The organism is Sphingobacterium lumbrici (assembly GCF_006476045.1).
Lineage (GTDB): Bacteria > Bacteroidota > Bacteroidia > Sphingobacteriales > Sphingobacteriaceae > Sphingobacterium > Sphingobacterium lumbrici.
This window is the reverse complement of sequence record NZ_SRZY01000011.1, coordinates 375,167-395,747: the sequence shown is the minus strand read 5'-3', so window position 1 is coordinate 395,747 and position 20,581 is coordinate 375,167. Positions and strand designations below refer to the sequence as shown.

General features: G+C 39.1%; 18 protein-coding genes. 9 read left to right on the top strand and 9 right to left on the bottom strand.

What is annotated here, in order from left to right; translation table 11 throughout:
* Positions 1-71: 71 nt before the first annotated feature.
* Positions 72-1,319, top strand: coding sequence for a threonine ammonia-lyase IlvA (ilvA, locus tag E4F24_RS03890; protein WP_140937350.1), 1,248 nt, complete (start codon positions 72-74; stop codon positions 1,317-1,319).
* Between the two features lie 98 nt (positions 1,320-1,417).
* On the opposite strand, the gene E4F24_RS03885 is transcribed toward ilvA, so the two are convergent.
* Positions 1,418-3,820: a S9 family peptidase gene (locus E4F24_RS03885; RefSeq protein ID WP_140937349.1), complete on the bottom strand. Its 2,403-nt coding sequence runs from the start codon at positions 3,818-3,820 to the stop codon at positions 1,418-1,420.
* A 411-nt stretch (positions 3,821-4,231) separates the two neighbouring features.
* On the opposite strand from E4F24_RS03885, the gene E4F24_RS03880 reads away from it, so the two are divergent.
* The 4 genes from E4F24_RS03880 (at position 4,232) to nrdF (ending at position 8,051) form a co-directional block, all read left to right on the top strand.
* Positions 4,232-4,468, top strand: coding sequence for a glutaredoxin family protein (locus tag E4F24_RS03880; protein ID WP_140937348.1), 237 nt, complete (start codon positions 4,232-4,234; stop codon positions 4,466-4,468).
* A 29-nt stretch (positions 4,469-4,497) separates the two neighbouring features.
* The gene (gene nrdI / locus E4F24_RS03875) at positions 4,498-4,905 is read left to right on the top strand and encodes a class Ib ribonucleoside-diphosphate reductase assembly flavoprotein NrdI (protein ID WP_140937347.1); all 408 of its coding nucleotides are present in this window, start codon (positions 4,498-4,500) and stop codon (positions 4,903-4,905) included.
* Positions 4,865-6,970, top strand: a complete 2,106-nt coding sequence (gene nrdE / locus E4F24_RS03870) for a class 1b ribonucleoside-diphosphate reductase subunit alpha (protein WP_140937346.1) — start codon at positions 4,865-4,867, stop codon at positions 6,968-6,970. Before nrdI ends, nrdE begins: the two co-directional genes overlap by 41 nt.
* A 94-nt stretch (positions 6,971-7,064) precedes the next feature.
* Entirely contained in the window at positions 7,065-8,051 is a 987-nt protein-coding gene (gene nrdF, locus E4F24_RS03865) for a class 1b ribonucleoside-diphosphate reductase subunit beta (RefSeq protein WP_140937345.1), read from the top strand.
* Positions 8,052-8,067: 16 nt separating this feature from the next.
* Here the strand turns inward: nrdF and E4F24_RS03860 are convergent, their stop codons facing one another.
* The 3 genes from E4F24_RS03860 to E4F24_RS03850 form a co-directional block, all read right to left on the bottom strand.
* On the bottom strand, positions 8,068-9,786 hold the full coding sequence (locus E4F24_RS03860; protein ID WP_140937344.1) for a GMC oxidoreductase: 1,719 nt from the start codon (positions 9,784-9,786) through the stop codon (positions 8,068-8,070).
* 6 nt (positions 9,787-9,792) lie between these two features.
* Positions 9,793-10,272 (bottom strand): gluconate 2-dehydrogenase subunit 3 family protein, encoded by a 480-nt coding sequence (locus tag E4F24_RS03855; RefSeq protein ID WP_140937343.1) that lies wholly within the window; start codon positions 10,270-10,272, stop codon positions 9,793-9,795.
* Between the two features lie 113 nt (positions 10,273-10,385).
* Entirely contained in the window at positions 10,386-11,048 is a 663-nt protein-coding gene (locus E4F24_RS03850) for an HAD family hydrolase (protein ID WP_140937342.1), read from the bottom strand.
* 138 nt (positions 11,049-11,186) lie between these two features.
* Between E4F24_RS03850 and E4F24_RS03845 the strand changes: the two genes are divergently transcribed.
* From E4F24_RS03845 to E4F24_RS03830, 4 genes are all read left to right on the top strand, one after another.
* Positions 11,187-11,798, top strand: coding sequence for a fumarylacetoacetate hydrolase family protein (locus tag E4F24_RS03845; RefSeq protein WP_140937341.1), 612 nt, complete (start codon positions 11,187-11,189; stop codon positions 11,796-11,798).
* 2 nt (positions 11,799-11,800) lie between these two features.
* Complete coding sequence (locus E4F24_RS03840; protein WP_140937340.1) at positions 11,801-13,522, top strand: M23 family metallopeptidase; 1,722 nt, start codon at positions 11,801-11,803, stop codon at positions 13,520-13,522.
* A gap of 66 nt (positions 13,523-13,588) precedes the next feature.
* A complete protein-coding gene (bcp, locus tag E4F24_RS03835; protein ID WP_140937339.1) occupies positions 13,589-14,056 on the top strand; it encodes a thioredoxin-dependent thiol peroxidase in 468 nt (155 codons plus the stop codon).
* Between the two features lie 44 nt (positions 14,057-14,100).
* Complete coding sequence (locus E4F24_RS03830) at positions 14,101-15,570, top strand: glycine--tRNA ligase (protein WP_140937338.1); 1,470 nt, start codon at positions 14,101-14,103, stop codon at positions 15,568-15,570.
* A gap of 68 nt (positions 15,571-15,638) precedes the next feature.
* Here E4F24_RS03830 and E4F24_RS03825 read toward each other — a convergent pair whose 3' ends face one another.
* From E4F24_RS03825 to E4F24_RS03805, 5 genes are read right to left on the bottom strand one after another with little or no spacing between them, the layout of a single operon-like run.
* The gene (locus E4F24_RS03825; RefSeq protein WP_140937337.1) at positions 15,639-16,703 is read right to left on the bottom strand and encodes a M20 family metallo-hydrolase; all 1,065 of its coding nucleotides are present in this window, start codon (positions 16,701-16,703) and stop codon (positions 15,639-15,641) included.
* Positions 16,696-17,496: a pyrroline-5-carboxylate reductase gene (gene proC / locus E4F24_RS03820; RefSeq protein ID WP_140937336.1), complete on the bottom strand. Its 801-nt coding sequence runs from the start codon at positions 17,494-17,496 to the stop codon at positions 16,696-16,698. Before proC ends, E4F24_RS03825 begins: the two co-directional genes overlap by 8 nt.
* A 14-nt stretch (positions 17,497-17,510) precedes the next feature.
* Entirely contained in the window at positions 17,511-18,308 is a 798-nt protein-coding gene (gene argB, locus E4F24_RS03815; protein ID WP_140937335.1) for an acetylglutamate kinase, read from the bottom strand.
* Positions 18,309-18,324: 16 nt separating this feature from the next.
* Entirely contained in the window at positions 18,325-19,287 is a 963-nt protein-coding gene (locus tag E4F24_RS03810) for a Rossmann-fold NAD(P)-binding domain-containing protein (protein WP_140937334.1), read from the bottom strand.
* Between the two features lie 57 nt (positions 19,288-19,344).
* Entirely contained in the window at positions 19,345-20,478 is a 1,134-nt protein-coding gene (locus E4F24_RS03805) for an aspartate aminotransferase family protein (protein ID WP_140937333.1), read from the bottom strand.
* Positions 20,479-20,581: the final 103 nt, after the last annotated feature.

The following is a 20,581-nucleotide window of genomic DNA, read 5'->3' as shown; positions in this document are numbered from 1 at the left end:
GAACAAGGATAAAAGAGTAAGGATCAAAGATGTCTTTAATCCTTACTCTTTTATCCATTCTCCAATATAAAATGGACTTATCAACATTAGAAATAGATTCGCTGCGCGCCAAAGAACGTATAAAAGACGTTGTAACGCGCACACCGCTACAATACAACCTGCATCTTTCTGAAAAATATGGCGCACACGTATACTTAAAGAGAGAAGATCTTCAAGTGGTACGCTCGTACAAGTTACGAGGTGCTTATAACAAGATCGTGAGTCTATCAGAAGAAGAAAGATCACGTGGAGTGGTATGTGCCAGCGCAGGTAATCATGCACAAGGGGTAGCCTTCTCTTGCAAAAAGCTAGGCATCAAGGGTGTTATTTTTATGCCCGGACCTACGCCTCGTCAAAAGATTACGCAGACCGAAATGTGGGGAAATGGCCACATTGAGATCGTACTAACCGGTGATACATTTGACGATTGCCAAAAAGCAGCAACGGAGTATGCTACGGCACACAATATGAATTTTATCCCACCTTTTGACGATATTAAAATCATTGAAGGCCAGGGAACCGTAGCTGTAGAGATCTTGGAAGATCTCCCGGACTTAGACGCGGTCTTTATCCCTATAGGAGGTGGTGGACTATCCTCGGGCGTGAGCTATCATCTGAAAAAAGTTGCTCCACAGGTAAAACTGTATGGTATTGAACCCGAAGGAGCCCCTTCTATGCAAGCAGCTATTGCCCATGGAGGACCGATCGAATTAGAACACATCAACAAGTTCGTAGATGGAGCAGCGGTCAAAAAGATTGGTGCATTAACCTATTCGATCAGCAGTCAACTATTGGATTCTGTAAAGTCTGTTCCGGAAGGTAAAATTTGTACATCCATTTTAGAACTTTACAACAAGGATGCCATTGTCGCCGAACCGGCCGGGGCACTGTCCATTTCGGCATTGGAATTCCATCAAGAAGAAATCAAAGGTAAAAAGGTAGTCTGCATTGTCTCTGGTGGCAACAACGATATCGATCGTATGAGCGAAATCAAGGAAATGTCCTTGCTCTATGAAGGATTCAAACACTACTTTATTGTTCGTTTTCCGCAACGTCCCGGTGCATTGCGTCTCTTAGTCACCGAGGTACTTGGTCCTAAGGATGATATTACACGTTTTGAATACATCAAAAAGACCGAACGTGAACGCGGCCCAGCATTAATTGGTATTGAACTAAATGATCCTAAGGATTATATCAGCTTTATCGAACGTATGAAAATGTATAAATTCGATTTTATCGAAGTCAATAAAGATCAGACCCTATTTGAATACCTGGTATAAGGTATATTGTTGATTACTTGTTACCGTTTCAAGTAAAAGCAGCCCAATAATAACATATAGATTTTTTATAGGTGCATTGTACGATGCACCTATAATTTTTATTTTCCTTTCAGATACTTTTCTAAAAACTGATCCTGTTCCCATAGGACGTGTAATACGCTTTCTTTGGATTGGTATCCATGCGATTCGAACGGCAATAACACCATGCGGACAGGTGCTCCGAGATTCTTTAATGCTTGGAAGTAGCGCTCCGTCTGTAATGTAAACGTTCCAGGATTGTTATCTGCTGTACCGTGGATCAATAACATGGGAGTTTTCATTTTATCGGCTTGCATAAACGGAGACATGGTATTATATACCTCAGGTACATCCCAATAATTCCGCTGTTCCCGTTGAAAACCAAACGGTGTCAAGGTACGATTATAAGCGCCAGAACGTGCGATGCCGACAGCAAACAAATCCGAATGTGTCAATAGATTAGCCGTCATAAAAGCACCATAGGAATGTCCGCCCACACCAACCTTCGTGCGGTCAATATACCCAAGCTTATCTACTGCATCGATAGCCGCCTTTCCATTTGCAACAAGTTGTTCAATAAATGTATCATTGGGTTCATCCGTACCTTCTCCAATAATTGGAAAAGCAGCATCGTCTAATACCGCATAGCCTTTGGTTACCCAATAAACAAAAGACCCATAGTATGGAAAAGTAAAGTCATTGGGGTTTGCCGTATTCTGTCCCGCAGTACTCTTGTCTTTATACTCTGTTGGATATGCCCAGATCAGCAAAGGCAATTTTTCCTTTTTATTCCTGTCGTATCCAGACGGCAAATATAATGTTCCTGTTAAGTCAACGCCATCAGCACGTTTATAAGAAATTACTTCTTTGTAAACATCGTCCAACCCTTTAAATGGATTTTCAAATGTAGTTAGCACAGATGATTTACCGGATTTAATGTTTTTAAGAAAATAGTTCGGGTATAATGTGGGTGACTCTACGGATACGATGATATCTCCTTTTGTGATATCAACAAGATCGACTATCGTTTCCTTTTTGCCTGGAATATCAGAAGTATACAATCTTTTTTTTGCGCCCGTCTTTAGATCGTATTCATCGATAAAAGGAAATTGCCCCTCTTTTGTAAAACCATTTCCTACCCAATAAGCTTTCTGTTTATGGATAAACATAACTTGTCTGCCATATTGATTTCGATGCATGTGGACATTGCCCGGGTCACTGTATACATCTTGAGAGTTACGATCTAAAACTAATTTTGACGAGCCTGTAGTAGGATTCAATAAGAATGTCTTTACACTACGGGTGTCGTACCAAGAGGAATAAACCAATGTATTTTCTTCATCGCCCCATAACACACCGCTGTAGCGATCGGCTAATTTCATCAAAGATGTTGGTAAGCTGGAAAATGGCACCTCCCACGTAAAAAGTTCATCCCTGAATTCAACCTTCTTGGTGGCATCCCCTTCATCCAACGCCTCGACATAATATAGACTGGATGCTTTGTCGCTTCGCCAACCCATTGATCTTTTACCTTTACGCGTAGAGGAAAACCCCTTAGGCTGAATCTCTGTGAGCGGAACTTCGTTGACGACCTTGATAAGGGTTCCGGCTAGATCGTAAACCTTTGTTTCCTGTGGAAATTGAGAATAAGGGACGACATAGGAAAATGGTCGCTTAATCGTGGTAACCAATAGGTAGCGTCCGTCCGGTGAGAATGATTCCTGAACAAACATATCGCTATCCATAAACTTAGTCTGCTGCCCGTTAAGATCTACTATATACAGTTCGGAATTTACTAGTGTTTCAAAATTTGATTCGTCCTGTGGATTCTTCAATAAATCCTGATAGGTTCTCAATTGCGAAACTTGTCCCGTACTAGTTGATACGATAGGGCCTAACGGCAAATCTTTACTACTGTCGATCAATTGCTTGCGATCTCCGGGCAATCTCATAATCAACAATTTGGAGCTATCTTTAAACCAAGTATAGGGTGTTCCTAAATTGGCATTCAAATTGTCGGCTGTCAACCTTTTGGCTTTTGCAGTCGACAACTCAACACACCACAATTCAACACCTTGAGTTGTGGTGTGTGTAAACACCAACACCTTGGAATCTGGTGAAAAGCTGATATGTGCTATCTTTGCCTGCTCCGGCAGTCCTGAAACGGGTATATCAGTTTTCTCTCCTGTTTTCCTAATCTTTAAATCGTTCGAATAGGTAGCAGTACTTGATATATTCGTCAGCGGATTGATACGTAGCCCTCCTAGTCGAAGCTCCTCTTGAGTAAGTTCGTCTAAGCTCTTATATGTAGAACGATAAACGGACACAATCCAACTTTTATCCTCACTTATGCGGATAGTTGGCGGCCGTTGGTAATCGGCTAGTGTCAATATTTCTGAAGAGGGTTGTTGATAGGTAACATGCTCTTGTGCTTGAATGTTAAACACAAAGAGAAAGAGCCAAAGAAAGATAAATTTGTGCATTAGAATAGATTATTTAATGTAAAAGAATGACTTAATTTTAATAATATTAAATCACTAGGAAACCCCTATAAGTTTACTTATTTTTTTGATATAATCCACAAAATTAGATAGTTTTTTTTGCATAAATTAGTCATTTTTTACGTGTAGAAATTCAACTACAAAAAAGGATTTTAAAGTTATCCACATATCTTAAAACCTGTAAAACAAATCATTATACAAAAATTACCTTCATCAAGCGCATTTCCATCGAAGTGTTAAAATTAATGTGGAAAAGTATAACTACCGCTCGCGTATAAAATATATGATATTTGTTTAGCAAGAGATTACTGACAATCTCAAAAAATCATAATTCATTAAATACATGGTACCAGAGGGTTAGCGTCTTCTGTTACTTCTAAACTTAACTATAACATGGCAAGAATCATTAAATTCGAAAAAAATGACTGTGCCCCATGCGCACAAGTATCGGCTTACCTTGACAACAAAGGTATCTCTTACGAAACGGTTAATCCTTTCGATGAACCTGAATTAGCGGTTAAGTTTAAAGTAAGAACAGTACCTACTGTAATTATATTAGAAGACAACGAAATAACACACCGTATCATAGGATTCAGACCAGAAGAGTTAGAAGCAGCTATTGCACAATAAGAATCTCGTATTATTTAAAACATGTTGACATGACACATTTATATTACGATAGCAGAACGGGCAATGTACAGCGTTTTATTGATAAAGTGACTCAGATTACAGGCTGGACAGCACACCGTATCCACAAGGATATGGTTGTTGATACACCGGGGCACCTTATTACTTTTACAACGAACTTTGGTAAAGTACCCCCGATGACTGAAGAATTTTTACAAACACAGCACAGCAATTTTTTTTCAGTAACATCAAGTGGCAACCGCAACTGGGGAAGAAATTTTGGCATTGCAGCAGATAAAATTGCAGAACAATATGATATTCCAATGGCTTTCAAATTTGAGCTGTCGGGTACCATGGAGGATATTAATCAATTTATAGACATCATAAAAAATCAATACTATGATAGCAAACGAGGTAGCAAAAAACTGGATATTGCTTAATAACGAAATCATGATTAAACATGATGACGAGTTCAGCCTTCACAAAGATAAAGAGGCTGTTCGCGCCTATTTCCTAGAGTATGTTAATAAGAATACGGTATTCTTTTACAACTTAAAGGAAAAAATTGATTATCTGATAGAAAACGATTACTATATCGATTTCTATCAATGGTTTACGTTTGAACAAATGGAAGAAGTGTACAATTTTGTATATGCGAAGAAATTCCGTTTTCAATCCTTTATGGCGGCTTTCAAGTTTTTCCAAAGCTATGCACTACGCGATGACTCTGGAGAAAAATTCCTAGAACGCTATGAAGACCGTGTCGTGGCGGTATCCTTATTTTTAGCGCGCGAAGAAGGAGTTGAAAAAGCAATCCAATACGCCGAAATAATGATCAATCAAGAATATCAGCCTGCTACCCCGACATTCTTGAATGCTGGAAAAAAACGTTCTGGAGAACTTGTTTCATGTTTTTTGGATGAAATAGGAGACAATTTAAATGGTATCGGCTATGCAGTCGATTCAGCAATGAAATTATCTTCAATAGGTGGAGGAGTTTCATTTAATATTTCAAAAATCCGTGCGCGTGGCGAAGCAATAAAAGGTGTAGACGGGCGTGCAGGCGGTGTATTACCTATCATGAAGATTATGGAAGACACATTTTCCTATGCCAACCAGTTAGGGCAGCGTCCTGGAGCTGGAGCGGTATATTTAAATATTTTCCATTCTGATATAGAAGAATTTTTGGATTGTAAAAAAATTAATGTCGACGAGAAAGTACGTATTAAATCGCTATCCATCGGTATTATTATTCCTGATAAATTCATGGAATTGGCCGAGAAAGACGAAGCATGCTACTTAATCTATCCACATACCGTAATGCAAGAGTATGGTAAACCTCTTGACGAGATGGATATGGACGCAATGTATGATGAGCTAATCACTAATCCAAACGTCAAGAAGAAAAAAATCAATGCCCGCCACATGTTGGTGAAGATCGCACAAACCCAAAAAGAATCGGGCTATCCTTATATTTTCTTTAAGGAAAACGCGAACCGCGCACATGCTCTGAATGGAATAGGAAAAGTAAAATTTTCTAACCTATGTACAGAGATTATGCAAGTTTCGGAAGTTTCTGATATCGAAATTTATGGTAGAGAAGATACAATCCGCTATGGTATTTCATGTAACCTCGGTTCATTGAACATCGCAACTGTAATGGATAATAAGCGTATCAAAGAGACGGTAAAAACCGCAATGCGATCGCTGACCGTAGTATCTGATGTGACAAATATCGAGATGGTACCCTCCATTGCAAAAGCGAACCGCGAATTGCACTCCGTAGGCTTAGGTGCTATGAATTTACATGGATTCCTGGCAAAAAGCTTCATCATGTACGAATCTACAGAAGCTTTAGATTTTGCAAATACATTCTTCATGATGATGAACTACTATTCGTTAGAAGCATCTATGGAAATTGCAAAAGAGCGCAGCAAAACATTTACAGGTTTCGAAAAATCAGGTTATGCCGATGGTTCGTATTTCGACATGTATCTGAATCGCGAATACATACCTAAAACAGATAAGGTAAAAGAGCTATTTGAAGGCGTACATATCCCAACAGTAGACGACTGGACTAACCTGAAGGCACAAGTGCAGGAACACGGAGTATACCATGCTTACCGCTTAGCGATTGCTCCTAATCAATCTACATCTTACATCATGAATGCAACTGCATCGGTAATGCCTGTAGTAGATATCATCGAAGTGCGTGAGTATGGAGATAGCACAACGTATTATCCTATGCCTTATTTGACGAACGATAATTACTTCTACTTCAAATCAGCATACGATATGGATCAATTCAAGGTATTAAAACTGGTTTCCGTAATCCAAAGACATATTGATCAAGGTGTATCGACTATCCTTCATACCAACTCAAAGGATAGTACGCGCGACCTATCAAAATACTATATCTATGCACACAAATTAGGCTTAAAATCCTTGTATTACACCCGTACACGTAAGTCAAGTATTGACGAATGTGTATCGTGTTCGGCATAAAAATACATTAACCCACTACACAAAACACAGAAGCTGAAATAAGAACGGTTTATTACGTATTCTATTTCAGCTTCTTTAACAAATAGAACACGTAATGAGTAAACAATTTAAAGCGGTAAACTGGAATACCCCGGACAACGATTATGCATTAATGTTTTGGGAACAAAATATCAGACAATTCTGGATCGACACAGAATATATTCCTTCAAAAGACATCGACAGCTGGAAAGGATTAAGCTGGGACATGAAAGAGTGCTATAAAAAAGCTTTGGGAGGCTTGACCTTATTGGATACACTGCAAAGTCATACGGGTATGCCTAAAATTATCGATCATATCGATTCATTGCAAAACAAAGCTGTACTATCTTATATGTGTATGATGGAAGCTATACATGCCAAATCATACTCTACTATTTTCACCACGGTATCGACAACAAACGAGATCAATGATGTATTTGGTTGGGTGTCGAAAAATAAATTCTTGCAATATAAAGCCAGAACCATCGACAAGTATTACCGTGCCATTGATAAAGAAAATGTTTCTGATGAAGAACTATTCATGGCATTAGCTGCCTCGGTATTATTAGAGTCATTTTTATTCTATTCTGGTTTCTTCCTTCCATTGTGGTTGTGCGGACAAGGGCAAATGGTGGCCTCTGCAGATATCATCAAAAAGATCGTTGCGGATGAATCGATACATGGTGTATTCGTGGGTTTAATCGCGCAAGAAGTATACGCAAAGCTTTCCAATAAAGAACAAGTCAAAGAGAAATTCCTAACTCTACTAAATGACTTATACGAAAACGAAATCAAATATACCGAAGAGCTGTACACTGTTGTGGGACTCACTGCAGAAGTAAAGGAATATGTACGGTACAACGGAAATAAAGCCTTGATGAATTTAGGATTTGATCCGGTTTTTGAAGTAAAACAGGTAAATCCGATCGTATTGAATGGGTTGAATACCGAAACCACACAACACGATTTCTTCTCTAAAAAATCAACAAACTACGAAAAGTCAATGGAGATTGTCCATTTAATGGATGATGACTTTAAAATGGATGCAACCGTAGAGGTATAAAAATAAAAAAAGGGAATTACACTAAATTCCCTTTTTTTATTTCTTGCACCATATAATCTACAGATCGGGCGGAGAAAGCCATATACGTTAAGGATGGGTTTTGAGTCGAGGTAGAAGTCATCGCAGCACCATCGGTTACAAATACATTGGGTACAGCATGCAACTGATTCCACTTATTCAGCATTGAAGTTTTTGGATCTAATCCCATACGTACGCCTCCCATCTCGTGAATATCTAAACCGGGAGCCTGCGAACTCTCATTCCGCTGAATATTTGTAAACCCTGCTGTGATAAACATTTCTTCCATCGTATCCAGATAATCCTTCTTCATCTTCGCATCATTATCATCATAATCGATAGCGATTTTTAGTTGAGGTATACCCCAATCATCTTTTTTATCCGCATCTAGCGTCACATAATTTGATTCTTTTGGAATGGTCTCCCCCATCATGTGAGATCCCACGCCCCAATTACCCCATGTTGGATTAAGTAACGAATCCTTCAAGTTAAGCCCCAAACCCGACTGATCGGAATTTGACATTCGCCAAGCCCCAAAACCTGCAGCATAGCCTCTCAAAAAGTCCGTTTCTTGTCGATGAAGATTTCTAAAACGCGGAATGTAGCCCCCTCCGGCAGGATTACGTCCGTCCGTTTTATACTCCAATAAACCTTCATATTCGCCATATATGCGTGCACTATAATTATGAAAGCCGACATATTTTCCTAATGTTCCGCTGTCGTTACCCAACCCTTCGGGAAACCGTTGGGATTTGGAATTGAGCAAGATCAGGTTGGTATTCAATGCCGCGGCATTTACAAAGATCACTTTTGCATAAAAATCGATTTCTTCCTTTGTATTTCGGTCAATCACCTTGACGCCTATCGCTTTTCCTTTATCATCGTCGTACAGAATAGAATGCACGACAGAATCTGGACGCAATGTTAAATTTCCCGTCTTCGCTGCCCATGGTAAAGTCGACGAATTAGAACTAAAATATCCACCAAAAGGACAACCGCGCTGACATAAGGTACGGTTCTGACATTGTACGCGCCCTTGGTCCAAATGAATCTGATTCGGTTTTGATAGATGCGCACAACGCGCCGAAATAACTTTCCTGCTGGGATAGACCGATTCTATTTTCTGCTTAAAATATTTCTCGACTACATTCAAGGGATATCCCGGCAAGAATTCGCCATCGGGTAATTCGGGTAAGCCATCTCTGTCTCCGGCTATACCTGCAAAACGTTCAACATAATCGTACCAAGGTTTTAAATCTGCATATCTTATCGGCCAATCCACCGCGAAACCATCACGTGCCGGGCCGTCAAAATCAAAGTCAGACCAACGCTGTGTCTGTCGAGCCCATAATAAAGACTTTCCCCCTACTTGATAGCCTCTGATCCAATCGAATGGCTTCTCCTGTACATAAGGATGCTCGTTATCCTTCACAAAAAAATGTGCTGCATCTTCGTGAAATGCATAGCACCTGTTCACGATAGGATTCTCCTTTTTTATTTTATAAGGCAGTTCATTACGATGTTCGAACTCCCAGGGATACATATTGGTTGTTGGATAATCTTTGACATGCTGTACATCCCGACCCCTTTCCAAAACCAACGTTTTCAATCCCTTCTCGCATAATTCTTTGGCAGACCATCCGCCACTGATTCCAGATCCAATCACAATCGCATCATACGTTCTGTCTTTTACAGTGTCAATATTCAAATTTGCCATAGAAAATTATGCTTCAATTTTTACTGCTCCGTTATATCTTCCCGGAATCAATTCATAAACTAATTTATTTTTCATCACATATTCGGAATTCATATAACCTTGAATCGTACGACGCTTTAGGAGGTGAAGAAATACATCATCCTTGGGCAATTCCTCCAAGTAAGCCAAAATTTCATCTGTAGATTTACCTTCTAATTTCTTAGCGGATTTTAAACCGGCTATAAATTGTTCCTGTTCCTCCGGATCAGAACAATCATCAACCATCTTCATCACAAAAAGATGCAAGTTAAGTTCCTTGGCTCCCGGGCTATCTGACGACGGTATAATTGCTTCTACTAGATCTGCTAACAGAGCTTCATCTTTGGCTGTTAATCTTATCGTATTAAGCTGGATAGAACTACCGCCTACATCCGACGAACAGGATGACGCGATTATTATACCCCCGGCGACGACAAATAGTTGTCTTATTGCTGTTCTTCTATTCATAGAATTTTATACTACGGAAAACTAAAAATACAATAAAGTTATCAAATTAGCCCACTAGATCGTCATAACTTTCTAACAGAAACTACTTAGCCCTACTTACTGCAAATGAGATATCACTCATTTGCAAATAACAATCCGCTGACTTCCTTCAAACTACCTACAATACTGTCAGCTTTAGACAGTTTTTTGATTTCCGAGCTATATTTTGTTACCGCAATACAGGTTAACCCCGCTCCCTGTGCTGCAGCACAGCCAGTCGATGTATCTTCTATTGCAATAATATTTTTCTGAGGAACACCTAGAATCTCCGTAGCCAACAGATAAGGCTCCGGATTTGGTTTTGCATGAACAACCTTTTCTCTCGTAATAAAAAACTCGAAATACTCCAATAAACCATGATGACCCAAAACGGTATCCACCGTAGTTCTATAGCTCGAAGTAACTAATGCCAATCTTATATTTTCAGTTATTAACTTTTCTAAAATTTCCCGGGCATACGGCATAAGTCGAATCGTCGTCATATCCGACTTAGCATAGTTAGCACGGGTTTCTTTCCACATAAACTCTTCTGTCGTTTCTATTCCATAGCTTTCCATCAGCATGCCCACATTACGCACCAAAGTATGTCCGGCAAAATACTGTATCCAATCTTCAAAAGTAATCTGGAGTCCAAACTCCTTCGCTAATATTGGAGACCAATTGCTATAATAAAAAAACTCAGAATCAATTAATGTTCCATCTAAATCAAATAATACAGCGTCTAATTGTGCTATCATGTAATCTTTTCTTTTTTTGCAAAATAGGAATTATATACCAACGATTTTGCACTAGCTGCATTACTTTTATTTTATCTATTTTTGTTTATACAAGACATGCAGCGTATACATGTTAGAACGAATAATAAAAATAAACAGATGAAGGTAATAGCCGTAGGCAGAAATTATATAGATCACGCAAAAGAATTAAATAATCCGATTCCCGAAAAGCCCGTAATTTTCATGAAACCGGATACCGCTATCTTGAAGGATAATAAAGATTTTTATTATCCGGAATTTTCGAAGGATATACACTATGAAGTTGAAGTCGTCCTTCGGATATGTAATGAAGGAAAGCATGTATCCCCAAAATTTGCCCATAAATATTATGATGCACTAGGTTTAGGAATCGACTTTACAGCTCGGGATATCCAATCTACACATAAAGAAAAAGGATTACCCTGGGAACTCGCAAAGGCGTTCGATCATTCGGCTGTCATAAGCAATTTGATCCCAAAGGAGGAATTTGAAAATGTAAACGACCTGACCTTTTCGCTGTCAAAAAATGGGGTGACTGTTCAAGAGGGTAATACGCAACATGTTATGTTTGATTTTGACAGCCTTATCGTCTTCATCTCGAAATACATCACGTTGCGTAAAGGTGATTTAATTTACACGGGTACACCTGCTGGAGTAGGTCCGATACAAATTGGAGACAAACTGGAAGGGTTTTTGGAAGGTAAGTCTATGTTTACCTGCAATATAAAATAGTTATGCACAAACTTATATTGGCCATTGGCTGTGGCATGCTTTATTTTTCCGCAGTAGCCCAGAATAATGATATCATCACTTCACGGAACTACCCTCAAGGATATTTTCGCAATCCACTGAATATTGCTCCGGATGCGTCGGGGACATTCGGAGAATTGCGTTCGACACACTTCCACGCGGGTGATGACTATCGTACGCAACAGAAGATCGGCCTTCCATTACATGCAGCCGCAGAAGGTTATGTCTCGCGTGTTCGCGTGCAAATCGGAGGGGGAGGTAATTCGGTTTACATCGATCATCCGAATGGGTATACTTCTGTTTATCTTCACATGGACAGTTTTAACGATGTGCTCACAAACATCGTACGTGCAGAACAATATAAACAAAGACGATTTGATGTAGACATCATACTTGAACCCGGCCGGGTGAACCTAACGAAAGGGCAGCGGATTGGAAATGCCGGAAATACCGGCGGTTCTGCTGGTCCGCATTTGCATTTTGAAATTCGAGACACCAAAAGTCAGCATCCTTTAAACCCTCAATTATTCGGATTACATTTCACTGATCGTTTTAATCCTACAATTCATGGCGTTACTATTTACGATCTCAATGATGGAATTTTCAATGAGCATACACCTAGGCGACATCAACAGGTAAAAGCAAACAGTTCAAGTCGATATACATTAGCTTCGCCTGCAGTAATTCCGGTCAATGGTAAATTCGGCCTAGGGATCAATACCATTGATAGACATCGCGCTGGTGGATTTCAAAACGGAGTATATTCAATTGAACTATTTGTTGATGCCGAACCTATTTCAACGGTTCTCTTTGAAGAGTTGGATTTCAATACATCAAGAGGCATTCATTCTTATATCGATTATCCGTATTGGAAAACGGCAAAGGCTAAAGTGCAGAAAAGCTTTAAAGATCCAGGTAACCCCATTGACATTTTTAAGCTATTAAAAAATAGGGGCATTATCGAGCTGGAAGATGATCTCGTCCATGACGTTAAATACGTAGTGAAAGATGTACATGGGAACTGCAGCGAACTAAATTTTAAAGTGCAAAATAAAACGACTTATCATCCAAAGGTGAATGCACCGTCAAGCATCCAACGATTTGCCTATAATGAAGACAACAAATTCGAGTCGCCCAATATTAAAATAGACATGCCTATAGGTGTATTGTACGATCATCTCGACTTCCAATACAGTGAGGCGCCTCAAGTGGCTACCGGATATTCTTTATTGCAAAAAGTACACAACAGCTTCATTCCACTATTTACTACGTATAAATTAAGTATCAAACCAACTAATCTTCCTCCACATTTACAAAACAAAGCCTTAATTGCTTCTGTCGAGTCTGGTTCTGAGGGAGGCAAATTTGAAAACGGTTGGGTAACTGTAAATACACGTAATTTTGGAAATTTTTATGTCGCTGTAGACACCGTTGCTCCCTCGATTACGCCTCGCAACCTCAGCAATGGCAAAAATGTAGCTGCACAATCTAAGATAGATTTTACGATATCAGATAATTTTTCCGGAATCCAGTCTTTTAATGGTTATATAAACGGCGAGTGGGTATTAATGGAATACGATTCCAAAAACAGACATCTTTGGCATCGCTTTGATTCTTCGCTACCCAAAGGAACCCATACATTTAAACTGGTTGTAACAGACTGGAAAGACAATGAAAAAGTGTATGAAGCAAAATTTACAAAATAGCACAAAGATTAATGGATTAAAGACTATCCTTATTCATTGTTCTTTCATCTTTAAACAACAAATGACATGGCAACACTACAAATAGGAGATAAAGCTCCTGAGATCACCGCTAAAGATCAAAAAGGTGAAACAGTAAAACTTTCTGATTTCAACGGCAAGAAAGTGATTTTGTATTTTTACCCAAAAGATAATACACCCGGCTGTACGACCGAAGCATGCAATTACCGCGACAATTACCAAAGCCTGGTTAATGATGGGATTGAAGTAATCGGTGTCAGCATTGACAGCGAACAATCACATCAAAAATTCATCGCTAAATTTGAATTGCCTTTCACGCTATTAGCTGATGAAGATCAAAAAATTGTTAACGATTATGGTGTTTGGGTCGAAAAGAACATGTACGGCAAAAAATACATGGGCACAGCCCGTACAACTTTTATCATTGACGAAAACGGAATTATCCAGCACATTATCAAAAAAGTAGACAATAAAAATGCAACGGAACAGGTTCGGGATTTGTTATCCCATCCTTAATCTTTGTTCTTTTATCTTTGTTCTTTTAGTTATATTTGCCACTTATGAGCAAGCAAACAGACGACTTTTTCAAAAATATTATTTCTCACGCTAAGGAATACGGATTTGTATTTCCTTCAAGTGAAATTTATGACGGTCTAAGTGCCGTTTATGATTATGGTCAATTAGGTTCGGAATTAAAAAATAACCTAAAGACGTATTGGTGGAAATCCATGGTACAATTGAATGAAAACATTGTAGGTATTGACGCCGCGATTTTCATGCACCCTACCACTTGGAAAGCTTCCGGTCACGTGGATGGATTCAACGATCCAATGATCGATAATAAAGATTCAAAAAAACGTTACCGCGCCGATCAGCTGATCGAAGATAAGATCGATCGGTATGAAAAAGACGGCAAAACAGATAAAGCAGCACAATTGCAAAAGGATCTAGATGACGCATTGAATGCAGATGATCTCGTTCGCTTGAAAGCTATTATCGAAGAATACAATATCGTTTGCCCTATTTCAGGAACTAAAAACTGGACTGATGTTCGTCAATTCAATTTAATGTTTGCTACACAAATGGGTGCCATGGCTGATGGTGCAGAACAAGTGTATCTTCGTCCTGAAACCGCTCAAGGTATTTTTGTAAACTTTCTGAATGTGCAAAAGACCGGAAGAATGAAAATTCCTTTTGGCATCGCACAGATTGGTAAAGCTTTCCGAAATGAGGTAATTGCCCGACAATTTATCATGCGGATGCGCGAATTCGAACAAATGGAAATGCAATTTTTTGTACGCCCGGGTTCGGAGTTGGAATGGTATGAAAAATGGAAAGACGCCCGCTTAAAATGGCATTTGGCGTTAGGTTCTAATCCAACCAAATACCGTTACCACGATCATGTAAAACTTGCACACTATGCAAATGCTGCCGTGGATATAGAATACGAGTTTCCATTTGGATTCAAAGAGGTGGAAGGAATTCATTCCCGTACTGATTTCGATTTGAAACAACATCAAGAGTTCTCAAAGAAAAAAATGCAGTACTTCGATCCGGAGATTAACCAAAATTATATTCCGTATGTAATTGAAACTTCGATCGGTCTGGATCGTCTTTTCCTAACCGTATTGGCAAATTCTTTGGTACAAGAAGACCTATCTACCGAAGAAAAAACAGACTCCCGTACGGTATTGAAATTCCACCCAGCTATTGCTCCGGTAAAAGCAGCTGTCTTGCCTTTGACAAAGAAAGATGGTTTGCCGGAAAAAGCTCGTGACATCATGACTAAACTGAAATTGGATTTCAATATTCAATACGATGAGAAAGATGCAATAGGTAAGCGTTACCGTCGTCAAGATGCAATTGGCACGCCCTACTGTATCACGGTAGACCACCAAACATTGGAGGATAATACGGTTACTATCCGTCATCGCGACAGCATGCAACAAGAGCGCGTGAATGCTGATGAATTAGAAAAAATAATAGGAGAATTGGTTAGCTGGACCAGTTTGCTGAAACAACTGATCTAATACGGATCTATTTATACAAAAAAGGTAGCATCATGATCAGCGATGCTGCCTTTTTTGTATTTCTAATATTATAAAACATCCCTTAAAAGATCTATATAGAACCTTATCCCCTCTTCAATCTCATCGAGATATATAAACTCATCGGCCGTATGCGAACGCGCCGAATCTCCCGGACCTACTTTTAACGATGGTATAGGCAACAAAGCCTGATCACTCATTGTGGGACTTCCATAAGTCTTTTTGCCTAATTTTATACCCGAAAGGACAACAGGATGTTGCAGATCTATCGTTGAAGGATTTAGACGTATAGAACGTGCTATTACTTTCGATTGCACCTGTGACTGAATGATATTTAAAACTTCCTCATTGGAATATACGTCCGTTGTGCGTACATCCACCACAAACGAGCAAGAAGCAGGAACAACATTATGCTGTGAACCGGCGCTGATCATCGTTACAGACATTTTTACTGGTCCTAAATACGATGATGTCTTTTCAAATTGATAGTTTTTAAACCAATGAATGTCTTCTAGGGCATTATATATTGCATTCACACCTTCCTCACGGGCAGCATGCCCGGATTCGCCATGAGCAATACAATCCAACACCATCAATCCCTTCTCAGCCACTGCTAAATCCAAAAGCGTAGGCTCGCCTACTATCGCAAATGCACAGGAAACAACATGTTTATAAGCTTCTTCGATACCGCCTTTTCCAGACACCTCTTCCTCTGCTGAAGCGATTAAACAAATATTATATTTTAGGTCACTTCGGGAATAATAATATAAAAATGTGGCAATCAAGGATACCAAACACCCTCCGGCATCATTACTCCCCAATCCATACAATTTACCTGTTTCTATCGACGCTTCGAAAGGATTTTTGGTGTAACCCGGATTAGGTTTGACGGTATCATGGTGCGAATTTAACAACAACGTGGGTTTGTCTTTATCAAAATATTGATTGTAAGCGATTACATTATTACCCACGCGATGTATTTTTACACCCCGATTGGTTAAATATTGTCCAATCACAGACGCAGTCCCCTCTTCATCTCTACTAAATGAGGGTATAGAAATCAGTTGTCGAAGCAAATTAATGCTACCTTCAGTTAGTTGGGCAATACTAGTCATTATATAAACCTCCAGCTTGCTTAGCGGAGAATTTGATTCCTTTTATAAAAGCAGAACTAAATCCATTGTGCTCCATTTCGTTCAACCCAGCAATAGTACATCCTTTAGGTGATGTGACCTTATCGATTTCACTTTCCGGATGGCTATTCGTTTGCAACAACAAATCTGCTGCTCCTTTAGCGGTCTGTATTGCCATTTTCAATGCATCATGTGCATGGAAACCTATCTCTACCCCTCCTTGTGATGCCGCGCGAATACTACGCAAGAAAAAAGCTATTCCACATGCACATAATGCGGTAGCAGATGTCATCAAATCTTCGTTGATCACAACTACAGAACCGACCGTTTCAAATAGTCTTTCTACCACGGCCACTTCCTCTGAAGCGGCAGTATCTGTTGCAATACAAGTCATTGATTGGCCAATAGCTATCGCAGTATTGGGCATTGCACGCACTACCACCGTATCTAATCCTAACACTTCTTTGATATTAGCACAAGAAACTCCCGATACAACAGAAACTACAATTTGACGGGGTGATAATGCAGGAAGAATTTCTTCCATTACTTTACGAATCTGCTGGGGTAAAATGGCTAATACAATCACTTCGGCCCCTTGTATAGCTTCTTGATTATTTGCACTTACATCAAACCCCAATTCCTTCTCTTCTTGAAGAGACTGCAGGGTACGCCTTGTCAGCGTAATATTATTCGCTTGATATTCTTTAGATTTCACTAAGCCTTTGGCTAGTGCCAATCCAATATTACCCGATCCAATTATGGTTATTTTTCGCATACGGTTTAGTTTGATTATTTTATCGCTAAGCAGGTACCAAATTTACCTTGCTGAAATAAGTGCAAATTTAAAGCGTTGCCAATATAAACATTTTTAACGCCTTTACTAATTGCATTAAACGCATTGTCCAACTTTGGAATCATTCCCTCGTTAATAACTCCCTGAGATTTCAACTTTTCAAAACTTTCGAAGTTAATACTTTCAATTACAGAATCTTCATCTCTAATATCGGTCAGTACACCATTCTTCTCAAAACAATAAATCAATGACGTTTCATACAACTCAGAAAGAGCTAACGCTAACGATGAGGCTATCGTATCTGCATTTGTATTTAATAATTGTCCATTCCCATTATGTGTAATAGCCGAGAATACTGGGGTAAATCCAGCATCCAGAAATTTTTTAATAGACAACGTATTCACCGAATCCGCTAAAATATCTCCAGCAAAGCCGTAATCGATGTCCTTCACCGGACGCCTAATTGCTTTGATCACATTAGCATCTGCACCACTTAATCCCAATGCGTCACAGTTATATTTTTGCAATGTTGCGACAATATTCTTACTCGTAAGTCCTGCATATACCATTGTCACTACGTCCAACATCTTTTCATCCGTGATACGGCGACCGTCTACCATCTTTGCTTCAAGCCCCAAGTCGGAAGCTAAACGTGTAGCGATTTTACCTCCTCCGTGCACCAATATTTTTTTTCCCGGAATAGCTGCAAATTTCTCAAGAAAAACCGCTAATTGACCGCTATCGTCAATTATATTTCCGCCAATCTTTATTATATGTAGTGTGCTATTTGACATCTATTATTCAATAGTTTTATTTTAAATCTTCTAATATACGCTTCAAAACTACCTGCGCTGCCCACACCCGATTACTTGCCTCTTTAATAACCAAAGAATTAGGTCCATCCAATATTTCAGAAGAAAGTTCCAGATCACGTCTTACCGGAAGACAATGCATTATTTTAGCATCATTTGTTAATTCCAACTTTTCGTTGTCCATCATCCAGTTTTCATCCACTGGATAAACTTCACCATATTCTTTATAAGAAGACCAATTCTTTACGTATACAAAATCCGCATCAGCCAATGCTTCTTTCAGATTCGATGTAATAGTGGCTCCCTTAGTAAATTCTTCATTTAACTCATAACCTGCCGGATGGGCTATCGTGAATTCTACCAGATTTTCCGCTTGTGCCTTACACATCCACTCTGCGAAAGAGTTTGGAACCGCCTGTGGTAATGCTTTCACATGTGGCGCCCAAGCTAAAACCACTTTTGGTTTGATTGATTTTTTATGTTCAGTAATGGTAATTAGGTCTGTCAGACTCTGCAACGGATGCCGTGTAGCACTTTCTAAGGAAATTACCGGAACTCCACAAAATTTGATGAATTTATTGAACAAATCTTCATTATAGTCTGCTTCTTTGTCTTTTAAAGAAGGAAAAGAACGCAAACCTAAAATATCACAATATTCGCCCATAACAGCCGCCGCTTCACGAATATGCTCCACTGTCGAACCATTCATCACCACTCCGTCCTGCGTTTCCAATGCCCAACCATCTTTATCCATATTCATTACCATCACAGACATACCTAGATTCGTAGCCGCTTTCTGTGTACTAAGACGTGTACGCAAACTTGGATTTAAGAATACTAGACCTAAGGTTTTATATTTTCCTAATGTTTCATTTATATATGGATTGGCCTTTAATTCAAGTGCCTCTTTTACTATACGATCTAAATTATCTACATCAGTTACTGAAAAAAACTTCTTCATATTTAAAATTTATCTTCGATGAGCTCCTTAACTCGGTAAAAAACTAAACCTTTTAATCTATGCCTTTAAACGCTCATCCAAAGCGGTCAAAAATCTATCGGCAATCTCTTTTGTAATATTGAGTGCAGGCAATATGCGTATCACATTAGGTTTTGCCTCACCTGTAAAAATTCTATTCTTTAACAATAAATCCTTCTTTACTGTAGAAAGTTCCTCTGGAAGATCAATACCGATCATTAACCCTCTACCACGAACGTCCATCACCTTATCAAACTTCTCTAATTCCCCAATCAAATACGATCCTACCTGAGCTGCATTTTGCAACAGGTTATCCTGTTTAATAATCTCCAAAACAGCAAGAGCTGCAGCACAAGCTAAATGATTACCTCCGAATGTAGTACCCAATAAACCAAAAGACGCTTTAAATTTTGGTGCAATAGCGATCCCTCCTATCGGAAACCCATTACCCATTCCTTTGGCCATTGAATAAATATCAGCATAAATTCCAGCGTAATCATGAGAATAAAAATCTCCTGTACGACCATATCCACACTGTACCGAATCCGCAATAAAAACTGATCCGTACTGATCACACAATGAACGAATTAGCTTTAGAAACGGAATGGACGCTTCGCGAATACCTCCTACACCCTGAATACCTTCAATAATAACTGCACATATCTCCTCTCCACAATCTGCAAACACATTTGACAACGCTTCTTCATCATTAAAGGGCAAGAATACTACGTTATCCGTCTGATTTACAGCGGCCACTATATTCGGATTATCCGTAACAGCTACAGCCAAAGATGTACGGCCATGGAATGATTTACTAAAAGCTATAATTTTTTTACGGCCGTTATGAAAAGAGGCTAATTTTAAGGCATTTTCATTTGCTTCAGCTCCTGAATTACATAAAAACAACGTATAATCTTCTTTGCCGGACACCTCGCCCAATTGTTCCGCTAAGCGTTGTTGAATCGGGATCTCTACAGAGTTGGAATAAAAACCAATTTTACTTAATTGATTTGTCAATGATTCCACATAATATGGATGGGTGTGACCGATGGAAATAACAGCGTGGCCACCATATAAATCTAAATACTCATTACCTTCTGCATCCCAAACGGTAGAACCTGAAGCTTTAACAATATTGATTGGATTTATTGGATAAACGTTAAATAAGTTCATGAATAAAAATATAAAAGGCCTGTATAGCCGATTACAAATATAAGTAAGACAAAGCTTAAATAGCTCATCAATAACAAAAAAAGCCTATCATCAGTGATGATAG